The sequence below is a fragment of the Pseudomonas sp. ADAK2 genome, from assembly GCF_012935755.1.
Taxonomy (GTDB): domain Bacteria; phylum Pseudomonadota; class Gammaproteobacteria; order Pseudomonadales; family Pseudomonadaceae; genus Aquipseudomonas.
Genome location: NZ_CP052862.1, coordinates 4,333,309 through 4,350,000, shown reverse-complemented (window position 1 = coordinate 4,350,000; position 16,692 = coordinate 4,333,309). Strand labels below are relative to the sequence as shown.

The 16,692-nt window shown below is 57.4% G+C and carries 9 protein-coding genes and 4 rRNA genes (1 of these 13 only partly in view); 7 read left to right on the top strand and 6 right to left on the bottom strand.

The genetic code is table 11. The features are described 5' to 3' along the window. The 5 genes from HKK52_RS19905 to HKK52_RS19885 form a co-directional block, all read left to right on the top strand. Positions 1 to 112: ribosomal RNA gene (locus tag HKK52_RS19905) — 16S ribosomal RNA — on the top strand; it begins 1,427 nt to the left of the window's first position. Between the two features lie 300 nt (positions 113 to 412). After that, positions 413 to 3,301: ribosomal RNA gene (locus HKK52_RS19900) — 23S ribosomal RNA — on the top strand. Between the two features lie 158 nt (positions 3,302 to 3,459). Next, a 5S ribosomal RNA gene (gene rrf, locus HKK52_RS19895) occupies positions 3,460 to 3,575 on the top strand. Positions 3,576 to 3,683: 108 nt separating this feature from the next. Then, positions 3,684 to 3,799, top strand: a 5S ribosomal RNA gene (gene rrf, locus HKK52_RS19890). The 16S, 23S and 5S rRNA genes sit together here, the layout of an rRNA operon. Before the next feature lie 306 nt (positions 3,800 to 4,105). Beyond that, complete coding sequence (locus HKK52_RS19885) at positions 4,106 to 5,986, top strand: methyl-accepting chemotaxis protein (protein ID WP_169372239.1); 1,881 nt, start codon at positions 4,106 to 4,108, stop codon at positions 5,984 to 5,986. 57 nt (positions 5,987 to 6,043) lie between these two features. Here HKK52_RS19885 and HKK52_RS19880 read toward each other — a convergent pair whose 3' ends face one another. The 5 genes from HKK52_RS19880 to HKK52_RS19860 all read right to left on the bottom strand — a co-directional run bounded on the left by HKK52_RS19880 (position 6,044) and on the right by HKK52_RS19860 (position 13,126). Next, positions 6,044 to 6,511 carry an SRPBCC family protein gene (locus HKK52_RS19880; RefSeq protein WP_169372238.1) on the bottom strand — a complete coding sequence of 156 codons (468 nt, stop codon included), beginning with the start codon at positions 6,509 to 6,511 and terminating at the stop codon, positions 6,044 to 6,046. A gap of 22 nt (positions 6,512 to 6,533) precedes the next feature. After that, the gene (locus HKK52_RS19875) at positions 6,534 to 9,944 is read right to left on the bottom strand and encodes a non-ribosomal peptide synthetase (protein WP_169372237.1); all 3,411 of its coding nucleotides are present in this window, start codon (positions 9,942 to 9,944) and stop codon (positions 6,534 to 6,536) included. A 13-nt stretch (positions 9,945 to 9,957) separates the two neighbouring features. Continuing rightward, entirely contained in the window at positions 9,958 to 10,887 is a 930-nt protein-coding gene (locus HKK52_RS19870; protein WP_169372236.1) for a diiron oxygenase, read from the bottom strand. Further along, a complete protein-coding gene (locus HKK52_RS19865) occupies positions 10,884 to 11,660 on the bottom strand; it encodes a DUF3050 domain-containing protein (RefSeq protein WP_169372235.1) in 777 nt (258 codons plus the stop codon). Before HKK52_RS19865 ends, HKK52_RS19870 begins: the two co-directional genes overlap by 4 nt. Positions 11,661 to 12,418: 758 nt before the next feature. Then, the gene (locus HKK52_RS19860; protein ID WP_169372234.1) at positions 12,419 to 13,126 is read right to left on the bottom strand and encodes a GntR family transcriptional regulator; all 708 of its coding nucleotides are present in this window, start codon (positions 13,124 to 13,126) and stop codon (positions 12,419 to 12,421) included. Positions 13,127 to 13,393: 267 nt separating this feature from the next. Between HKK52_RS19860 and lapG the strand changes: the two genes are divergently transcribed. Further along, positions 13,394 to 14,086 (top strand): cysteine protease LapG, encoded by a 693-nt coding sequence (gene lapG, locus HKK52_RS19855; RefSeq protein WP_169372233.1) that lies wholly within the window; start codon positions 13,394 to 13,396, stop codon positions 14,084 to 14,086. 14 nt (positions 14,087 to 14,100) lie between these two features. Beyond that, entirely contained in the window at positions 14,101 to 16,047 is a 1,947-nt protein-coding gene (gene lapD / locus HKK52_RS19850; protein ID WP_169372232.1) for a cyclic di-GMP receptor LapD, read from the top strand. A 163-nt stretch (positions 16,048 to 16,210) separates the two neighbouring features. Here the strand turns inward: lapD and HKK52_RS19845 are convergent, their stop codons facing one another. Beyond that, complete coding sequence (locus HKK52_RS19845; protein WP_054050336.1) at positions 16,211 to 16,549, bottom strand: hypothetical protein; 339 nt, start codon at positions 16,547 to 16,549, stop codon at positions 16,211 to 16,213. Between the last annotated feature and the right edge of the window lie 143 nt (positions 16,550 to 16,692).

Here is a 16,692-nt window from a genome sequence, read left to right as displayed (position 1 = left end):
AGAAGTAGCTAGTCTAACCTTCGGGAGGACGGTTACCACGGTGTGATTCATGACTGGGGTGAAGTCGTAACAAGGTAGCCGTAGGGGAACCTGCGGCTGGATCACCTCCTTAATCGACGACATCAGCTGCTCCATAAGTTCCCACACGAATTGCTTGATTCATTGAAGAAGACGATAAGCCAGCCTTTAAGGTGGCTTGTGTCGTTAGAGTTTAGAAATGAATATTCTGAAATGAATATTGATTTCTAGTCTTTGATTAGATCGTTCTTTAAAAATTTGGGTATGTGATAGAAAGATAGACTGAACGTTACTTTCACTGGTAACGGATCAGGCTAAGGTAAAATTTGTGAGTAATTGCGAATTTTCGGCGAATGTCGTCTTCACAGTATAACCAGATTGCTTGGGGTTATATGGTCAAGTGAAGAAGCGCATACGGTGGATGCCTTGGCAGTCAGAGGCGATGAAAGACGTGGTAGCCTGCGAAAAGCTTCGGGGAGTCGGCAAACAGACTTTGATCCGGAGATGTCTGAATGGGGGAACCCACCTAACATAAGTTAGGTATCTTAAGCTGAATACATAGGCTTAAGAAGCGAACCAGGGGAACTGAAACATCTAAGTACCCTGAGGAAAAGAAATCAACCGAGATTCCCTTAGTAGTGGCGAGCGAACGGGGACTAGCCCTTAAGTGGCTTTGAGATTAGCGGAACGCTCTGGAAAGTGCGGCCATAGTGGGTGATAGCCCTGTACGCGAAAATCTCTTAGTCATGAAATCGAGTAGGACGGAGCACGAGAAACTTTGTCTGAATATGGGGGGACCATCCTCCAAGGCTAAATACTACTGACTGACCGATAGTGAACTAGTACCGTGAGGGAAAGGCGAAAAGAACCCCGGAGAGGGAGTGAAATAGATCCTGAAACCGTATGCGTACAAGCAGTGGGAGCCCACTTTGTTGGGTGACTGCGTACCTTTTGTATAATGGGTCAGCGACTTATTTTCAGTGGCGAGCTTAACCGAATAGGGAGGCGTAGCGAAAGCGAGTCTTAATAGGGCGTCTAGTCGCTGGGAATAGACCCGAAACCGGGCGATCTATCCATGGGCAGGTTGAAGGTTGGGTAACACTAACTGGAGGACCGAACCGACTACCGTTGAAAAGTTAGCGGATGACCTGTGGATCGGAGTGAAAGGCTAATCAAGCTCGGAGATAGCTGGTTCTCCTCGAAAGCTATTTAGGTAGCGCCTCATGTATCACTGTAGGGGTAGAGCACTGTTTCGGCTAGGGGGTCATCCCGACTTACCAAACCGATGCAAACTCCGAATACCTACAAGTGCCGAGCATGGGAGACACACGGCGGGTGCTAACGTCCGTCGTGAAAAGGGAAACAACCCAGACCGTCAGCTAAGGTCCCAAAGTTATGGTTAAGTGGGAAACGATGTGGGAAGGCTTAGACAGCTAGGAGGTTGGCTTAGAAGCAGCCACCCTTTAAAGAAAGCGTAATAGCTCACTAGTCGAGTCGGCCTGCGCGGAAGATGTAACGGGGCTCAAACCATACACCGAAGCTACGGGTATCACTTAGGTGATGCGGTAGAGGAGCGTTCTGTAAGCCTGTGAAGGTGAGTTGAGAAGCTTGCTGGAGGTATCAGAAGTGCGAATGCTGACATGAGTAACGACAATGGGTGTGAAAAACACCCACGCCGAAAGACCAAGGTTTCCTGCGCAACGTTAATCGACGCAGGGTTAGTCGGTCCCTAAGGCGAGGCTGAAAAGCGTAGTCGATGGAAAACAGGTTAATATTCCTGTACTTCTGGTTATTGCGATGGAGGGACGGAGAAGGCTAGGCCAGCTTGGCGTTGGTTGTCCAAGTTTAAGGTGGTAGGCTGGAATCTTAGGTAAATCCGGGATTCTAAGGCCGAGAGCTGATGACGAGTGTTCTTTTAGAACACGAAGTGGTTGATGCCATGCTTCCAAGAAAAGCTTCTAAGCTTCAGGTAACCAGGAACCGTACCCCAAACCGACACAGGTGGTTGGGTAGAGAATACCAAGGCGCTTGAGAGAACTCGGGTGAAGGAACTAGGCAAAATGGCACCGTAACTTCGGGAGAAGGTGCGCCGGTGAGGGTGAAGCATTTACTGCGTAAGCCCATGCCGGTCGAAGATACCAGGCCGCTGCGACTGTTTATTAAAAACACAGCACTCTGCAAACACGAAAGTGGACGTATAGGGTGTGACGCCTGCCCGGTGCCGGAAGGTTAATTGATGGGGTTAGCTAACGCGAAGCTCTTGATCGAAGCCCCGGTAAACGGCGGCCGTAACTATAACGGTCCTAAGGTAGCGAAATTCCTTGTCGGGTAAGTTCCGACCTGCACGAATGGCGTAACGATGGCGGCGCTGTCTCCACCCGAGACTCAGTGAAATTGAAATCGCTGTGAAGATGCAGTGTATCCGCGGCTAGACGGAAAGACCCCGTGAACCTTTACTATAGCTTTGCACTGGACTTTGAATTTGCTTGTGTAGGATAGGTGGGAGGCTTTGAAGCGTGGACGCCAGTTCGCGTGGAGCCAACCTTGAAATACCACCCTGGCAACTTTGAGGTTCTAACTCAGGTCCGTTATCCGGATCGAGGACAGTGTATGGTGGGTAGTTTGACTGGGGCGGTCTCCTCCTAAAGAGTAACGGAGGAGTACGAAGGTGCGCTCAGACCGGTCGGAAATCGGTCGTAGAGTATAAAGGCAAAAGCGCGCTTGACTGCGAGACAGACACGTCGAGCAGGTACGAAAGTAGGTCTTAGTGATCCGGTGGTTCTGTATGGAAGGGCCATCGCTCAACGGATAAAAGGTACTCCGGGGATAACAGGCTGATACCGCCCAAGAGTTCATATCGACGGCGGTGTTTGGCACCTCGATGTCGGCTCATCACATCCTGGGGCTGAAGCCGGTCCCAAGGGTATGGCTGTTCGCCATTTAAAGTGGTACGCGAGCTGGGTTTAGAACGTCGTGAGACAGTTCGGTCCCTATCTGCCGTGGACGTTTGAGATTTGAGAGGGGCTGCTCCTAGTACGAGAGGACCGGAGTGGACGAACCTCTGGTGTTCCGGTTGTCACGCCAGTGGCATTGCCGGGTAGCTATGTTCGGAATAGATAACCGCTGAAAGCATCTAAGCGGGAAACTAGCCTCAAGATGAGATCTCACTGGGACCTTGAGTCCCCTGAAGGGCCGTCGAAGACTACGACGTTGATAGGTTGGGTGTGTAAGCGCTGTGAGGCGTTGAGCTAACCAATACTAATTGCCCGTGAGGCTTGACCATATAACACCCAAGCAATTTGTGAACTCGAGAGAGACCAGATTGCGGTGTGTGAAGACGCAATGAACCGAAAGTTCGCAGCAAAAAAACACACAAATCTATCGCATACCCATTCGCTGGAGCGTGAACCTGAAAAGGCAAACGAGCTGGCTACCGAATTTCTTGACGACCATAGAGCATTGGAACCACCTGATCCCATCCCGAACTCAGCAGTGAAACGATGCATCGCCGATGGTAGTGTGGGGTTTCCCCATGTGAGAGTAGGTCATCGTCAAGATTAAATTCCGAAACCCCTATCTGCGTATGCAGGTAGGGGTTTTGTTTTAGTAGAAGTCACCGTTTTTTGCTGGCACGTTACTGCGGTAACGGGCTGGTCACAGAATTTCTTGACGACCATAGAGCATTGGAACCACCTGATCCCATCCCGAACTCAGCAGTGAAACGATGCATCGCCGATGGTAGTGTGGGGTTTCCCCATGTGAGAGTAGGTCATCGTCAAGATTGAATTCCGAAACCCCTGTCTGCTAGCGCAGACAGGGGTTTTGTCGTTTTGGAGCAGATAAAGCGCCGAGCGACAGCAAAGGAATTAAAAGCTAAGCCAGACGCTCTAGTACGCCGTTCGGCGGGAATCTGGCGTGAATGTCATCCATTTCATACAAACCCCTAAGATTTATCCTTCTCGTGCCGAAAAACTGGTGAGACATGCGTGCACCAAAGTAGAGCGGCCTCAGAAAGCCGTCTGCGCTGTTACATGGAATGTTGCAATCCGGAACGCATCCCCACTTTTTGCATAAGAAGTCCCATGAAATGAATCTCAAGTTCAGCCATAAAATCCTGCTGGCCGCTTCAGGCGTCGTGGTGCTGGCTTTCGCGTTGTTCACTTTGTACAACGACTATTTGCAGCGAAACACCATTCGGCAAAACCTCGAATCTTCTGTCCAGCAAGCCGGCGACTTGACCGCCAGCAGCGTGCAGAACTGGATGAGCGGCCGCGTGCTGGTGCTGGAAAACCTGGCGCAGAACGTTGCTCACCAAGGCGCGAATGCCGATCTGCCAGGATTGGTCGATCAACCGGCCTTTACCTCGAACTTCCAGTTCACGTACGTCGGCCAGGCCAACGGTGTCTTCACCCAGCGCCCTGACGCGAAGATGCCGGACGGCTACGACCCACGTCAGCGTCCTTGGTACAAGCAAGCCGTTGCTGCCGACAAAACCATGCTGACCCCGCCTTACATGGCCGCAGTCGGTGGCCTGGTCGTGACAATCGCCATGCCGGTGAAAAAGAACGGCGAACTGCTCGGCGTTGTCGGCGGTGACCTGAGTCTGGAAACCCTGGTGAAGATCATCAATTCGGTGGACTTCGGTGGTATCGGCCACGCGTTCCTGGTCAGCGCCGACGGTCAGGTGATCGTCAGCCCGGACAAAGATCAGGTGATGAAGAACCTGAAGGACATCTACCCAGGTTCCAGCGTACGCATCGAGAAGGGTAATCAGGAAGTCACCCTGAACAAGCAGGACCGCATCCTCTCGTTCACCCCAGTGAGTGGCTTGCCAAATGCCGAGTGGTACATCGGGCTGTCGATCGATAAGGACAAGGCCTACGCCCCGCTGAGCCAATTCCGCACCTCGGCACTGATCGCGATGTTTATCGCCGTGAGCGCCATTGCAGTGCTGCTGAGCCTTCTGATCAACGTGCTGATGCGCCCGCTGACAACCATGGGTCGTGCGATGAAAGACATCGCCCAGGGCGAAGGTGACCTGACCCGTCGTCTGGCCGTGGAAAGCAAAGACGAGTTCGGAGAACTGGGCGGTGCATTCAACCAGTTCGTAGAGCGGATTCACGCGTCGATTTCCGAAGTGTCCTCGGCGACCCGTCAGGTGCACGATCTGTCGCAACGCGTGATGGCCTCATCCAACGCCTCGATCATCGGTTCCGACGAACAAAGCGCTCGCACCAACAGTGTGGCTGCCGCGATCAACGAGCTTGGCGCCGCAACCCAGGAAATTGCCCGCAACGCCGCCGATGCTTCGCAGCACGCCAGCGGCGCCAGCGAGCAGGCCGACGACGGTCGTCAGGTGGTGGAAAAAACCATCCTGGCCATGACCGAGCTGTCGCAGAAAATCAGCCTGTCCTGCACCCAGATCGAAACCCTGAATGCCAGCACCGACAACATCGGGCACATTCTGGATGTGATCAAAGGTATCTCTCAGCAGACCAACCTGCTGGCCCTGAACGCGGCTATCGAAGCGGCCCGTGCCGGTGAAGCCGGTCGTGGTTTTGCGGTGGTGGCGGACGAGGTGCGTAACCTCGCCCATCGGACCCAGGAATCGGCCGAGGAGATCCACAAGATGATCACCTCGCTGCAGATCGGTTCTCGCGAAGCGGTGACCACCATGAACGCCAGCCAGGTCTCCAGTGAAGAGAGCGTTGAAGTGGCGAACCAGGCCGGTCTGCGCCTGGTCAGCGTGACCCAGCGCATCGGCGAAATCGACGGCATGAACCAATCGGTGGCCGCGGCGACCGAAGAGCAGACTGCAGTCGTGGAAACCCTCAACGTCGACGTCAACCAGATCAACCTGTTGAACCAGCAAAGCGTGGCCAACCTCAATGAAACATTGAAGGATTGCGATGCTCTGTCGTTGCAGGCCAACCGTTTGAAGCAATTGGTCGACAGCTTCAAAATCTGATCTATCGATGTAAAAAAGCCCGCTGTGGATCACCTCCACAGCGGGCTTTTTCATGCCTTATGCAAACAGCTTCAACACATTGTTCATCGCGTCATCGGCAAAGCCCTGCACGAAATCCTTGAACCCCGGTAACGCCTCAGCGTCGCCCTGGGCCGGTTCAGCGATGATGGTCCAGGTCGCCCGCGATTTGCCTTCGCCCAGCGATTCCACATTCATCGCCGCCCACAAGTTCGCCACGCCCAAGGTGTTGTAGATGGTCGTCCAGGTCATGCTCAGCGCCTGGTCGTCCCGGGAGTTGAGTTGCTCGACCACCAGGTTGCCGTCCTTGAAGACTTTCTTGCGCAGGGACGACACGCCTTCACCGGTCATCTCGATGTGCGACAGCGCCGGGATAAAGGCGTCGAAGCCGGCAAAGTTGCCGACCACCGCCCAGACTTTCAACGCGTCCGCAGGCACGTCCACCGAGGACGCCACGTGGCAGCCGTGTGGGTTTTTGATCAGGGTATCGGGTTGCAGGGTTTTCATGGTTTTGCTCCAGTGGGGTGGTTCAGATGAAGTTGATTTCTTTGAGGTAATCGCAGCCGCGACGCAGCAGCGCCGGGGACTTTTGCGGGTAGTGCGCGCCCATCTGCCGGACGCCGGCCTGGGCGTTGTCGTGGCCGATCATCGAGATGTCGCCGATGTCTTCCTCAAAGCCGTTGAGGTAGAAGCCCAGCACGCCGAACAGCGCGTTGTCGCTGTCGACCCGGCCCAGTTGCTGCTGCCAGTCGGCGACGCTGACCATCGAGAATTCCCGACCCGCTTCGCGAAACGAATTGACGTAGGCATCCCAGCTCAGCGGCTCGGGGTTGTGCAGGTTGAACACCGCGTGTTCCGGCTGATAACGGCTGGCATGGAAAGCGATGAAGCGAGCGAGGAAGTCCACCGGCATCAGGTCGAAGTTCAGGGTGAACTCCGGCACCTGACCGAGCTGGATCGAACCCTTGAGCATCAGCATCAAGCGATTCTTGTGCGGCTGGCAGACGCCGGTGAGGCTGTTGAAACTGATGTTGCCGGGGCGATACAAGTTGACCCGCACACCACGCTCTCGCGCCCGTTCCAGGATCCGCTCGCCAACCCACTTGGACAGGTTGTAGCCGTTCTTGATGTAGATCGGTGGCGTTTGCGCGGCGGGCAATTCCAGCACCCGGCCATCGTCAGAAATCGTGCTGGACGCCGAAAGCGTGGAGACAAAGTTGAAGATCTTCTTGCTGCGCCCTTCGCACAAACGCAGGCATTCGAAGATCGGCTCGACGTTATCCCGCGCCAGCGACTCGTAATCGAGCACGTGATTGACGTTGGCCGCGTTATGCACCAGTGCGCCAAACTCCCGATCCAGACGCTCGTAGACGTCCTCCGCAAGCCCCAGCATCGGACGCGTGATGTCCGCCGCGTAAACCTGCACCCGATGCAAGTCCAGATGCTCCAGTCGGTTCTCGCGCAACGCCTGGGCAAAGCGCTCAGCCGCCGTTTGCCCACCGCCATCGCGCACCAGGCAAGCAACTTCGGTGGCGCCCCAGGCCAGCAACGCCTCGACGATGTGCACGCCGACAAAACTGTTGGCGCCAGTGACGATCACCTTGTGCACATCACCCATGCGGCTGACCGGCAGCGGCTGGATCTCCAGCTCACGGAAGGCATCGGCCATCGCCTGTTCGCTCAACACTTCTTCTGTGCCCGAGCCGCGCACCAGCGTCGCCAACTTCGCGATGGTCGGCAGTTCGATGAAGCGGTTGATCGAAATGCTGCGTCCGAACTCCTCACGCAGGCGCAACAACATCCGCGACAGCAGGATCGAGTGACCGCCCAGATTGAAAAAGCTTTCATCGGTGGAAATGTCGCTGGCCGGCAGCTCCAGCAACTCGGCCCAGATCTCCAGCAGCAACGCTTCATCGGCGCTGACCGGCAACCGACGGGCACTGTTCTCCAACACCGTCACCGGCAGCGCCAGCAGCGCCTTGCGATCAACTTTGCCGTTACTGGCGAACGGCATGCTCGCCAACTCCGTCCAGGCACCGGGTTGCATGTAGTCCGGCAGGAACTGCACGGCGTGGGCCTTCAACGCTTCGCGCGCGGCACCCGGTTGCTCTTCCTGCGGCTGGGCGAGGAACGCCAGGATCCGTCGCTGGCTGTCGATCACCACCGCCACCTGTCGGTACAACTGACTGTCGCGCAGGCAACGCTCGATCTCTTCCGGCTCGACCCGGAAGCCGCGGATTTTCACCTGATTGTCCCGGCGTCCGCACAGCTCGACACCGTCGCCGGTCCACTTCGCCATGTCGCCGGTGCGGTAGGCCCGCAGGCTTTTAGCGTTCGGCAGTTTCAGGTCCAGATAACGTTCGGCGGTTTGCTGTGGATTGTTCAGGTAACCCAGGCACACGCCCGGGCCGACGATGTACAACTCACCGACGGTCTGTTCCGCCACCGGTTGAAAGTCCTCATCGAGAATCAGCACTTGGCTGTTGGCAATCGGACCGCCGAGGGTGCGGTTGTTGTCGCCGGGCCGCAGTTGCCGCGCGGTGATCAGCACCGTGGCTTCGGTGGGGCCATAGAGGTTGTAGAGGTTGCCCTGGCGGGTCAGTCGCTCGATGACGTAGGGTTCGCAGACGTCGCCGCCGGTCATTACATGATCGAGCACCTGCAACTGATCCAGCGGCAGAATGCTCAACAGCGCCGGCGGCAGGAAGGCGTGGCTCAGTTGCTGATGACGGATCAGTTCGACCAGTTGCAAGGGATCACGCCGCTGATCATCGCTGGGCACGATCAACTCCGCGCCCTGCAGCAGTGTCGGGAAAATATCGATCAGCGAAGAGTCGAAACTCAGCGATGAAAACTGCAACACCCGACTCTGTTCAGTCAGTTGCACGTAGTCCGCATACCACGCGGTGAAGTGCGCGAGATTGGCCTGGCTGAGCAACACGCCTTTCGGGTGCCCGGTGGTGCCCGAGGTGTAGAGCGCCATGCAGGGCGCGTCGAGGGTGGGTCGTCGGTGCATTAACGGTTGTTCGAGATCCGCGTCGTCGATGTCGATACGGCTGATGTCCAGGCCCGGCACCTGACCCGCCAGGGGATGCTCGCCATCATGCAGCAACAACACCGCGCCGGCGTTCTCCAGGATGTATTGCTGGCGTTGCAGCGGATGGCTCGGCTCCAGCGGCAGGTACACCGCACCGCTGCCGAGAATTGCCAGAATCCCCGCATACAACGCGCTGCTTTTCGGCAGGCAGATACCCACCACCAACGAGCCTCGATGCTGATCCAGCAACGGCTGCAAACGCTGCTGGATCGCACGGCTGTAAGCATGCAACTGGCGATAGCTGAGCGAGGTGCCGGCGATGTTCAGCGCGGGTCGTGCGGCGCATTGGATAAAGCGCTGTTCCAGCCGCTCGATCATCGGGATCTGACCCAGTTGCAGTAGCCCATCGTGCGCGGTCATGTTGAGCTGATGGACGAACGCCAGGCGCTCAAGAAACAGCAGATTTTCCACCCGTTCGAAGTGCACGGGCGCCGTCGGCTCAGCGGATAAAAAATACTCGGCATCCCGGGAAAAACGGCTGACCAGCAGCGCCACGTGATCCACCAGTTCCGCCACCGCACGCAGACGCAACGCCTGGCCATTGCCGGACGGTTCCTCGGCAATCGGTACGCGGGTGAACAGCGTTGAACCATAGGTGCACAGCACGTCCAGGGTGGGCAGGCCCGAAGCCCCGCCGACACCCAGCTGCAACGTCAATCGCGGCACCTCACCGAAGTCGGGAAAGACCAGGCTGGCATCGTCGATCACCAAATCGACGCTGCCCAACCCTGGCTCGCTGACATCTGTCAGCCGTACCAGTGAATGTCCATGTTGTTCGAGCTCCAGCGCCAGGTCGGTCAAAGCCTGGCTCTGCCCTGTAAGCGCAATGTCGAGACGTCTCATGATGTTCTCCTCGTTAAACCAGGTAGTCGCCCAGGGCTTGCTGAACGCACGGCGAATCGAGCAACGAACTGCTGCGGAAAAACCGCACGATGTTGGCGACCAGCGGGTGATGGCGATTGATCGGGAAGGCCAACCCCGAGACTTCGCTCTTGAGTGCCCGGCGCGCGGCGTCACTGATCTGCAAGGACTCGATCAGGCGAAAGTCGAAGGACTTCTGGATGTCGTTGGTCAGGTAATGGCTGATGAACACCGGCAGGATCTGCGCGATACACTGACGGTCGGCTTCGCTCGCGGTGTGCCAGTAGATGCGCACCAGACGCGCCCAGAAGCTCGAGTGACGACCCTCGTCCAGCAAGTGATCGGCCATCAGCCCCTTGATCGACTGCTTGACCGTATCGTCCTTGGCGAACGCCGCCACATCGCCGGTGACGGTGTTCTCGGCGATGGCCACGCAGATCAACTCCACGGCGCTGCGCAGGTGTTCCGGTGCCAGGGCCACGGCGGCCGGAATCGCCCGGCTCAGCTCGATTTCATCCGGCAGTTCGATCGGCGTGATGCCGGTCATCGCCACGGTCTGCTGCATGAAATCCATTGCCACCAGCGCGTGGTAATCCTCGTCTACCACCACGGTCATGGCGTCGTAGCGGCAGGCGAACGGGAAAGCCACGGCGAAGCGGTTCTTGGCGATGCTGCGAGCGGTCTTGTCGACGATCTCTGTTTCGAAAATCACCACGTCGTTGATGAATTTGTAGAGCGTCTGCACCAAGGCGAAGTCCCGTTGCTCCGGGCACTCGCGCAGGAAGGTGTCGCTCAGCACCAAAGGTTGGCGGCTCAACGGGTAGATCAGCTTGTCGTCGTTCTCCAGCACGCGCCGGGGCCGGGTGCGGATGGTGGCGCGGCTTTCCCAGGCGTCGGCGAAAGATTGGTAGTCGGCAGCGTTCATGCGCTCACCTCGCCCAAGGATTCGCTCATGCTGACGCGCAAGCCATCCCACAGGGCGATGCGGCTTTCCACGGCGGCGATGGCGCTGGCGTAAACGTCTTCCTGGCGTTGCGGGTCGCCATCGACCAGCCGGGCGAGCAGTTTTTCGGCAGCCGGGCCGTGGTCTTCCGAGTCGACTTCGATGTGGCGTTCCAGGTAGTAGCGGAAGGTCGGTGCCTGTTCGATGCCAATGCCCCAGTCATCGAGAATCCGCTGGAACATCTGCGGAATCACACTCTCGCGACCATGCAAAAACGCGGCGGCGACACTATGGCCGGGGGCATGCAGGGCGGTGTGCAAGGTGTCGCGCACGAATTGCGCGGCGGCCGGATCGACATTCACGCTTTGCAGCGCCACGTCATAACTCACGCCTTCCTTTTGCAGCGCCACGAAGCGCTCGACGGCCGCGGTACTTGCACCGACTTCACGCATCGCATCCAGGTACAACTCGAAATGGCTGTAGTGACCATTGGCGGGACGATCATCGGACTCTTCGCCAAGCACAATCTCGTTGATCAGCCGTGCTGCCTGCGGGTCTCGCGGCGGCAGCCAGGGCAGTTGCACGCAGGTCAGTTCCTGTTGCAGGCGCTTGGTCAGCGACATGAAATCCCAGACCGCAAAGACATGGGTTTCCATAAAGCGCTGCAGAATAGACAGCGAATGTATTTCGCCAAAGATTGGGTGGGCGCTAAGTTCTGCTTTCTTTTGATTGAGACGGTCTTTAGTCGATTTCATGGACGAGCCTATAAGTTAACGGGAATACCAAAAGGGGACGTAATCAATAAGCGACAGTGGGTTAATGTTTTCTGTTGGCGAGCGCAGTCCTCAATCGAATTGATGTGTTTGAGCAATGAGGCATTCTTTGCAGGCCTTGCTGGATCAGGGATGTGCCTGGATCCAATGGCGGCGGAGAAAAACTAATACATCAATAAAGTTCTCGGCAAGTTATTTTTATATTATTTGAAAGTTCAACTTTCGCGGGCGCGACAAGTTCCAATAAAACTTCTGGCTTGAGTTTTATTTGGATGAAGTTGCTCCTTCCGGCTTATATAAGTCAGAATCGAAAAAGAGAGTGAATGCCTCACTCAGAGCAACTTTCAAACTGCAGTCGTTGGTGTGATCTGAGGGGATGGAAGTTGGCCGGGAATATGCCGTTGACTTCCTTTCCCGTGGCAAGACTCCTTCCGTAGGTTCTTGGTGCGTTGACTACGCCGTGGCTGCGGCGCGTCATCCGTCATTGTTGGGTTGGCAGGCCCAAGAGTGAGCGTAAATGACGGCAGCCGCTATCGTTGGTGCGTCATTCGCTGACGGCATTTATCGAGCAGGAAGGGGGAGTTGAAAGCAGGGCTCAGGACTGGCAGGAACGGCATCGCCCGGTCGGCCCGGTAGGTACGAATGAGGGATTTGTAAGAAAGTTATTCGCCGAGTAACCCAGGACGGGGATCAGCCAGACAAGGCGAGCGAAATGGCTCGCCTATGCGCGGGGTTGCGTGCTACTTCGAGGTTTTCTTCTGGGTAGCAGGATTGTCGAGGTAGCGCGTGATGACCTCGACACCGCGGTTGAGGTGATGCTCCAGCAGGGTTACCGCGCGTTCGATATCGCGGTCTTCAACGGCTCGCAGCAGGTCCCGGTGATCGCCCTGGGACAGTTTGCCCAGGCCCATCGCCTCCAGGTTGAAGCGCAGGAAGCGCTCTTCTTCGTTCAACCCGTCTTCCACCAGGCGCAATAGCCGGCGATTGGGTGCCTTGTTGTACAAGGTCATGTGAAACAGGCGATTGAGCCGACCGATTTCGGTGTAGTTGTGCTCGGTTTCCAATTCTTCGATGTAGCGCGCAGCGCGCTCGAAATCGTTAGTGCCAAGCAAGGGAATCGAGCGGCGCAGTGCTTCGGATTCGAGCAGGATTCGCAGCTCATAGGTTTCAGCGGCATCGCCCTGAACCAGCGCAGCGACCACGGCACCTTTGTGGGCGACCACATTGAGCAACGATTGCGCTTCGAGCTGGCGCAACGCTTCGCGCACCGGCATGCGGCTGACGCCGAACAGGTCGGCCAGGTCTTGCTGGCGCAGGGCGGTGCCGCAAGGGATGCGCCCGTCGAGAATGGCCGAACGCAGGGTCTCTTCGATGACCGAGCGCGCCAGGTGAGCGGGAATCGGCCCGTTGACCTTGATGCTGTTTAGAGGATTGGGCTTCTGTGTCACTACTGCGCACCCTGAATGACTGAAGTTGTTTTTGGATCCAAATGGACACTAGTGACTGTTATACACGTTGTCAAACCTTGTAAAAGATCGCTGCAACAATACCTCGACCGCATCACTTTGTAGGATCTGTCGTACGCTGCAATCTTTTTATGATCACTCACATATCAAGTCTAGCGTGGCGGCAGTGATTGCACCGTGCCATTGTCTTTTATCGGGCTAACCTTCACCATCAACCGATTCCCACCTGCCTACCCTGGATGCCTTGCATTGGCGGTACGTTTCGCGATCCCTCGGATGATGCGCTGGCTGTGCTGCGCGCTGCTGCTGGCCGGCGTCATGCTGGGCGGGTTGCATGCCGACTGGGATTTTTCCCTGATCAGTCGTCGTGCCCAGGCCATTTACGGGCCATTGGGCGAGGGGCAGCAACGCATTGATGCCTGGCAGCGTCTGCTGGCCACCCAGAAGCAGGTCGGCGAGATGGAAAAGCTCAACGTGGTAAACCAGTTCTTCAACAAACAGGTGCGCTACGAAGAAGACATCGACCTGTGGCACGAAGTCGATTATTGGGAAACCCCGATCGAAGCCTTGTGGAAAGGCGCCGGCGACTGCGAAGACTACGCCATCGCCAAATATTTCAGCCTGCGTCATCTCGGGGTGTCCAGTGACAAGCTGCGCATCACCTACGTCAAGGCGTTGCGTCTGAACCGGGCGCACATGGTGCTGACCTACTATTCGACCCCCGAGGCGATGCCGCTGGTGCTCGACAGTCTGATCAACGAGATCAAGCCCGCCAGCCAACGAACCGATTTGCTGCCGGTCTACTCTTTCAATGCCGAAGGCTTGTACCTGCCCGGTGCCAAGGGCAACAAGAAAGTCGGTGACACCAAGCGCCTGTCCCGTTGGCAGGATGTGTTGAAAAAAATGCAGGCCGAAGGATTTCCGGTCGAGACGACTAACTAGGAGCACGCGCTCAGATGTCTTTGTTCAAACAGCTGTTGATCGCTATCTGCCTGTTCCTTGTGGTCGCCTTCACCGGCAGCTTCATGGTCAGCCTGGAGAGCTCGCGCACCCAGTACGTCAACCAGTTGCGCTCCCACGCCCAGGACGCCGCCACGGCGCTCGCCTTGTCCCTGACGCCGAATATCGATGACCCGGCGATGGTCGAGTTGCTGGTCAGCTCGATTTTCGACAGCGGTTATTACGCGAGCATCCGCGTGGTCGACCTCAAGACCGACCAGACCATCGTCGAGCGCAGCGGCATTCCGGCGGTGAACAACGTGCCGGACTGGTTCGTCAAAATGATCGGCCTGGAGCCGGCCGGTGGTGATGCGCTGGTCAGCCGTGGCTGGGAACAGGCGGCGCGGGTCGAGGTGGTCAGCCACCCGATGTTCGCCCTGGCCAAGCTGTGGCAGAGCGCGCTCGGCAGCCTCGGCTGGTTGCTGATCTGCGGCGCCGTGAGTGCGGTGCTGGGCGCGCTGCTGTTACGTCGGCAACTCAAACCGCTGGACTACATGGTCAAGCAATCCCACGCCATCGCCCGTCGGGAATTCCTCAGCCTGCCCGAACTGCCGCGCACCCCGGAACTGCGTCGGGTGGTGCAAGCGATGAACCAGATGGTCGAGAAGCTCAAGGCGCTGTTCCAGGAGCAGGCCGAGCGCAGTGAAAAACTGCGGGTCGAGTCTTATCAGGACAACCTTACCGGGCTGGCTAACCGGCGCTATTTTGAAATGCAATTGAACGCCCGGGTGAGCAACCCGGAGCAGGCCAGTTCCGGTTATCTGTTGCTACTGCGGGTCAAGGATCTGGCCGGTTTGAACCAGCGCCTGGGCGGTCAGCGCACCGATGATTTATTGAAAGCGGTCGGCGAACAGCTGTCCCGTGAATGCGCCAAATACCCGGAAACCCAGAACCTCGTCACGCGGATTCGCGGTGGCGAATTCGCCGTGCTGGCGCCGGGTCTGGTGCGCGAAGAAGCGCTGCAACTGGCGCAGAATCTCGATAGCGCATTGGCCAGTTTGCATGCGACCGGCGCCACCGACGTAGCTTCGGTGGCGTCCATCGGGCTGGCGCCGTTTGTTCATGGCGACTCGCCGCAAGCGGTCATCGGCCTGGCGGATCAGGCGTTGGCGCAAGCTGAAGGTCAGGGCGAATCGAGCTGGGCGTGCCTGGATCACAGCGCCTCGGCGAGTGTCGGCGATGATCATCATGCGTGGCATAACTTGCTGGATGGGGCGTTGAATCAGCAGCGGTTCGAGTTGTATTTCCAACCGGTGGTGGCGGCGCAAGACCCCACGCTGGTGCTGCATTACAAAGTGCTGTCGCGCTTGCTCGACGATCAGGGCCAGACCATTCCCGCCGGGCGATTTCTGCCATGGCTGGAGCGCTTTGGCTGGACCGCGCGGCTGGATCGCCTGATGTTGGAATTGGTGCTCGAGCAAATGGCCGGGCATGAAGAATCCCTGGCGCTGAACCTGTCCTCGGCAACGCTGGCGGATCCGCAGGCGTTGAACAGGGTCTTCGAGATTTTGCGTCAGCACTCGAACCTGGGTGAGCGCCTGACCCTGGAAATCGGCGAAGAGCAATTGCCCGAGCAAGCGGTGCTGGAGCAATTGACCCGGCGCCTGCGTGAGCTGGGCTTCTCCCTGAGCCTGCAACGGTTTGGCGGGCGGTTCAGCATGATCGGCAACCTGGCGCGGCTCGGCTTGGCGTACCTGAAGATCGATGGCAGTTACATTCGGGCGATTGATCAGGAAAGCGATAAGCGTCTGTTCATCGAGGCGATCCAGCGGGCGGCGCACAGCATTGACCTGCCGCTGATTGCCGAGCGGGTCGAGACTGAAGGGGAGTTGTCGGTGATTCGCGAGATGGGCTTGTATGGGGTTCAGGGGCAGTTGTTTGGGGAGCCCAAGCCCTGGAAGTAATCCAAAGATCGTTCCCACGCTCTGCGTGGGAATGCCTCCAGGGACGCTCCGCGTTCCAGCCTCAGTGCCGGCGTTGCGCCTGACACCGTTGTGACGCAGAGCGTCACGGGCTGCATTCCCACGCAGAGCGTGGGAACGATCTAACGATGTAAAAAGACCGGGGTTAGATCAACCCCGTCTCATCATCATCGATCAAATGGCTCAACCCACCCAACGCTTCCCGGGCCTGGGTCCGGTCCATCAGTTTGGCCTGGGCAGCGGCCGGCAGGTCGGTGACGCGAATCACGCCTTTGCTGGTCAGCACCTGGATCAAGTCATCGAGTACCCGGATCATTTCCAGGTCGCTCTGCTTGAGCTGCTTGAGGCTGGTTTCCATTACTTCGTTGGCGTACCAGGCCTGGATTTCGTGGTTGTCGGCCGGCAGTGTTTCCGTGGCCTCGGCATAGGCCGCGGCTTCCACGCGCACCAATTGGCCTTGCGCATCGCGTTGCACGTAAAACATTGAGCATCCCTCAGAAATGGACCAGCGTCATGCTGTCAGCAGCATAGGCCAACTGTTGGCGAGTATGCGGTGCGGCGACGAAATCGTCACCGGTGAGATAGGCGCAAACGTAACGGCCGCCCCATAAGGGCGGCCGTTTTGCG

Coding starts and splice junctions, on each gene's coding strand:
- HKK52_RS19885 (WP_169372239.1), top strand. CDS start 4,106: ATGAATCTCAAGTTCAGCCATAAAATCCTGCTGGCCGCTTCAGGCGTC.
- lapD (WP_169372232.1), top strand. CDS start 14,101: ATGTCTTTGTTCAAACAGCTGTTGATCGCTATCTGCCTGTTCCTTGTG.
- HKK52_RS19880 (WP_169372238.1), bottom strand. CDS start 6,511: ATGAAAACCCTGCAACCCGATACCCTGATCAAAAACCCACACGGCTGC.
- HKK52_RS19870 (WP_169372236.1), bottom strand. CDS start 10,887: ATGAACGCTGCCGACTACCAATCTTTCGCCGACGCCTGGGAAAGCCGC.
- HKK52_RS19845 (WP_054050336.1), bottom strand. CDS start 16,549: ATGTTTTACGTGCAACGCGATGCGCAAGGCCAATTGGTGCGCGTGGAA.
- HKK52_RS19875 (WP_169372237.1), bottom strand. CDS start 9,944: ATGAGACGTCTCGACATTGCGCTTACAGGGCAGAGCCAGGCTTTGACC.
- HKK52_RS19865 (WP_169372235.1), bottom strand. CDS start 11,660: ATGAAATCGACTAAAGACCGTCTCAATCAAAAGAAAGCAGAACTTAGC.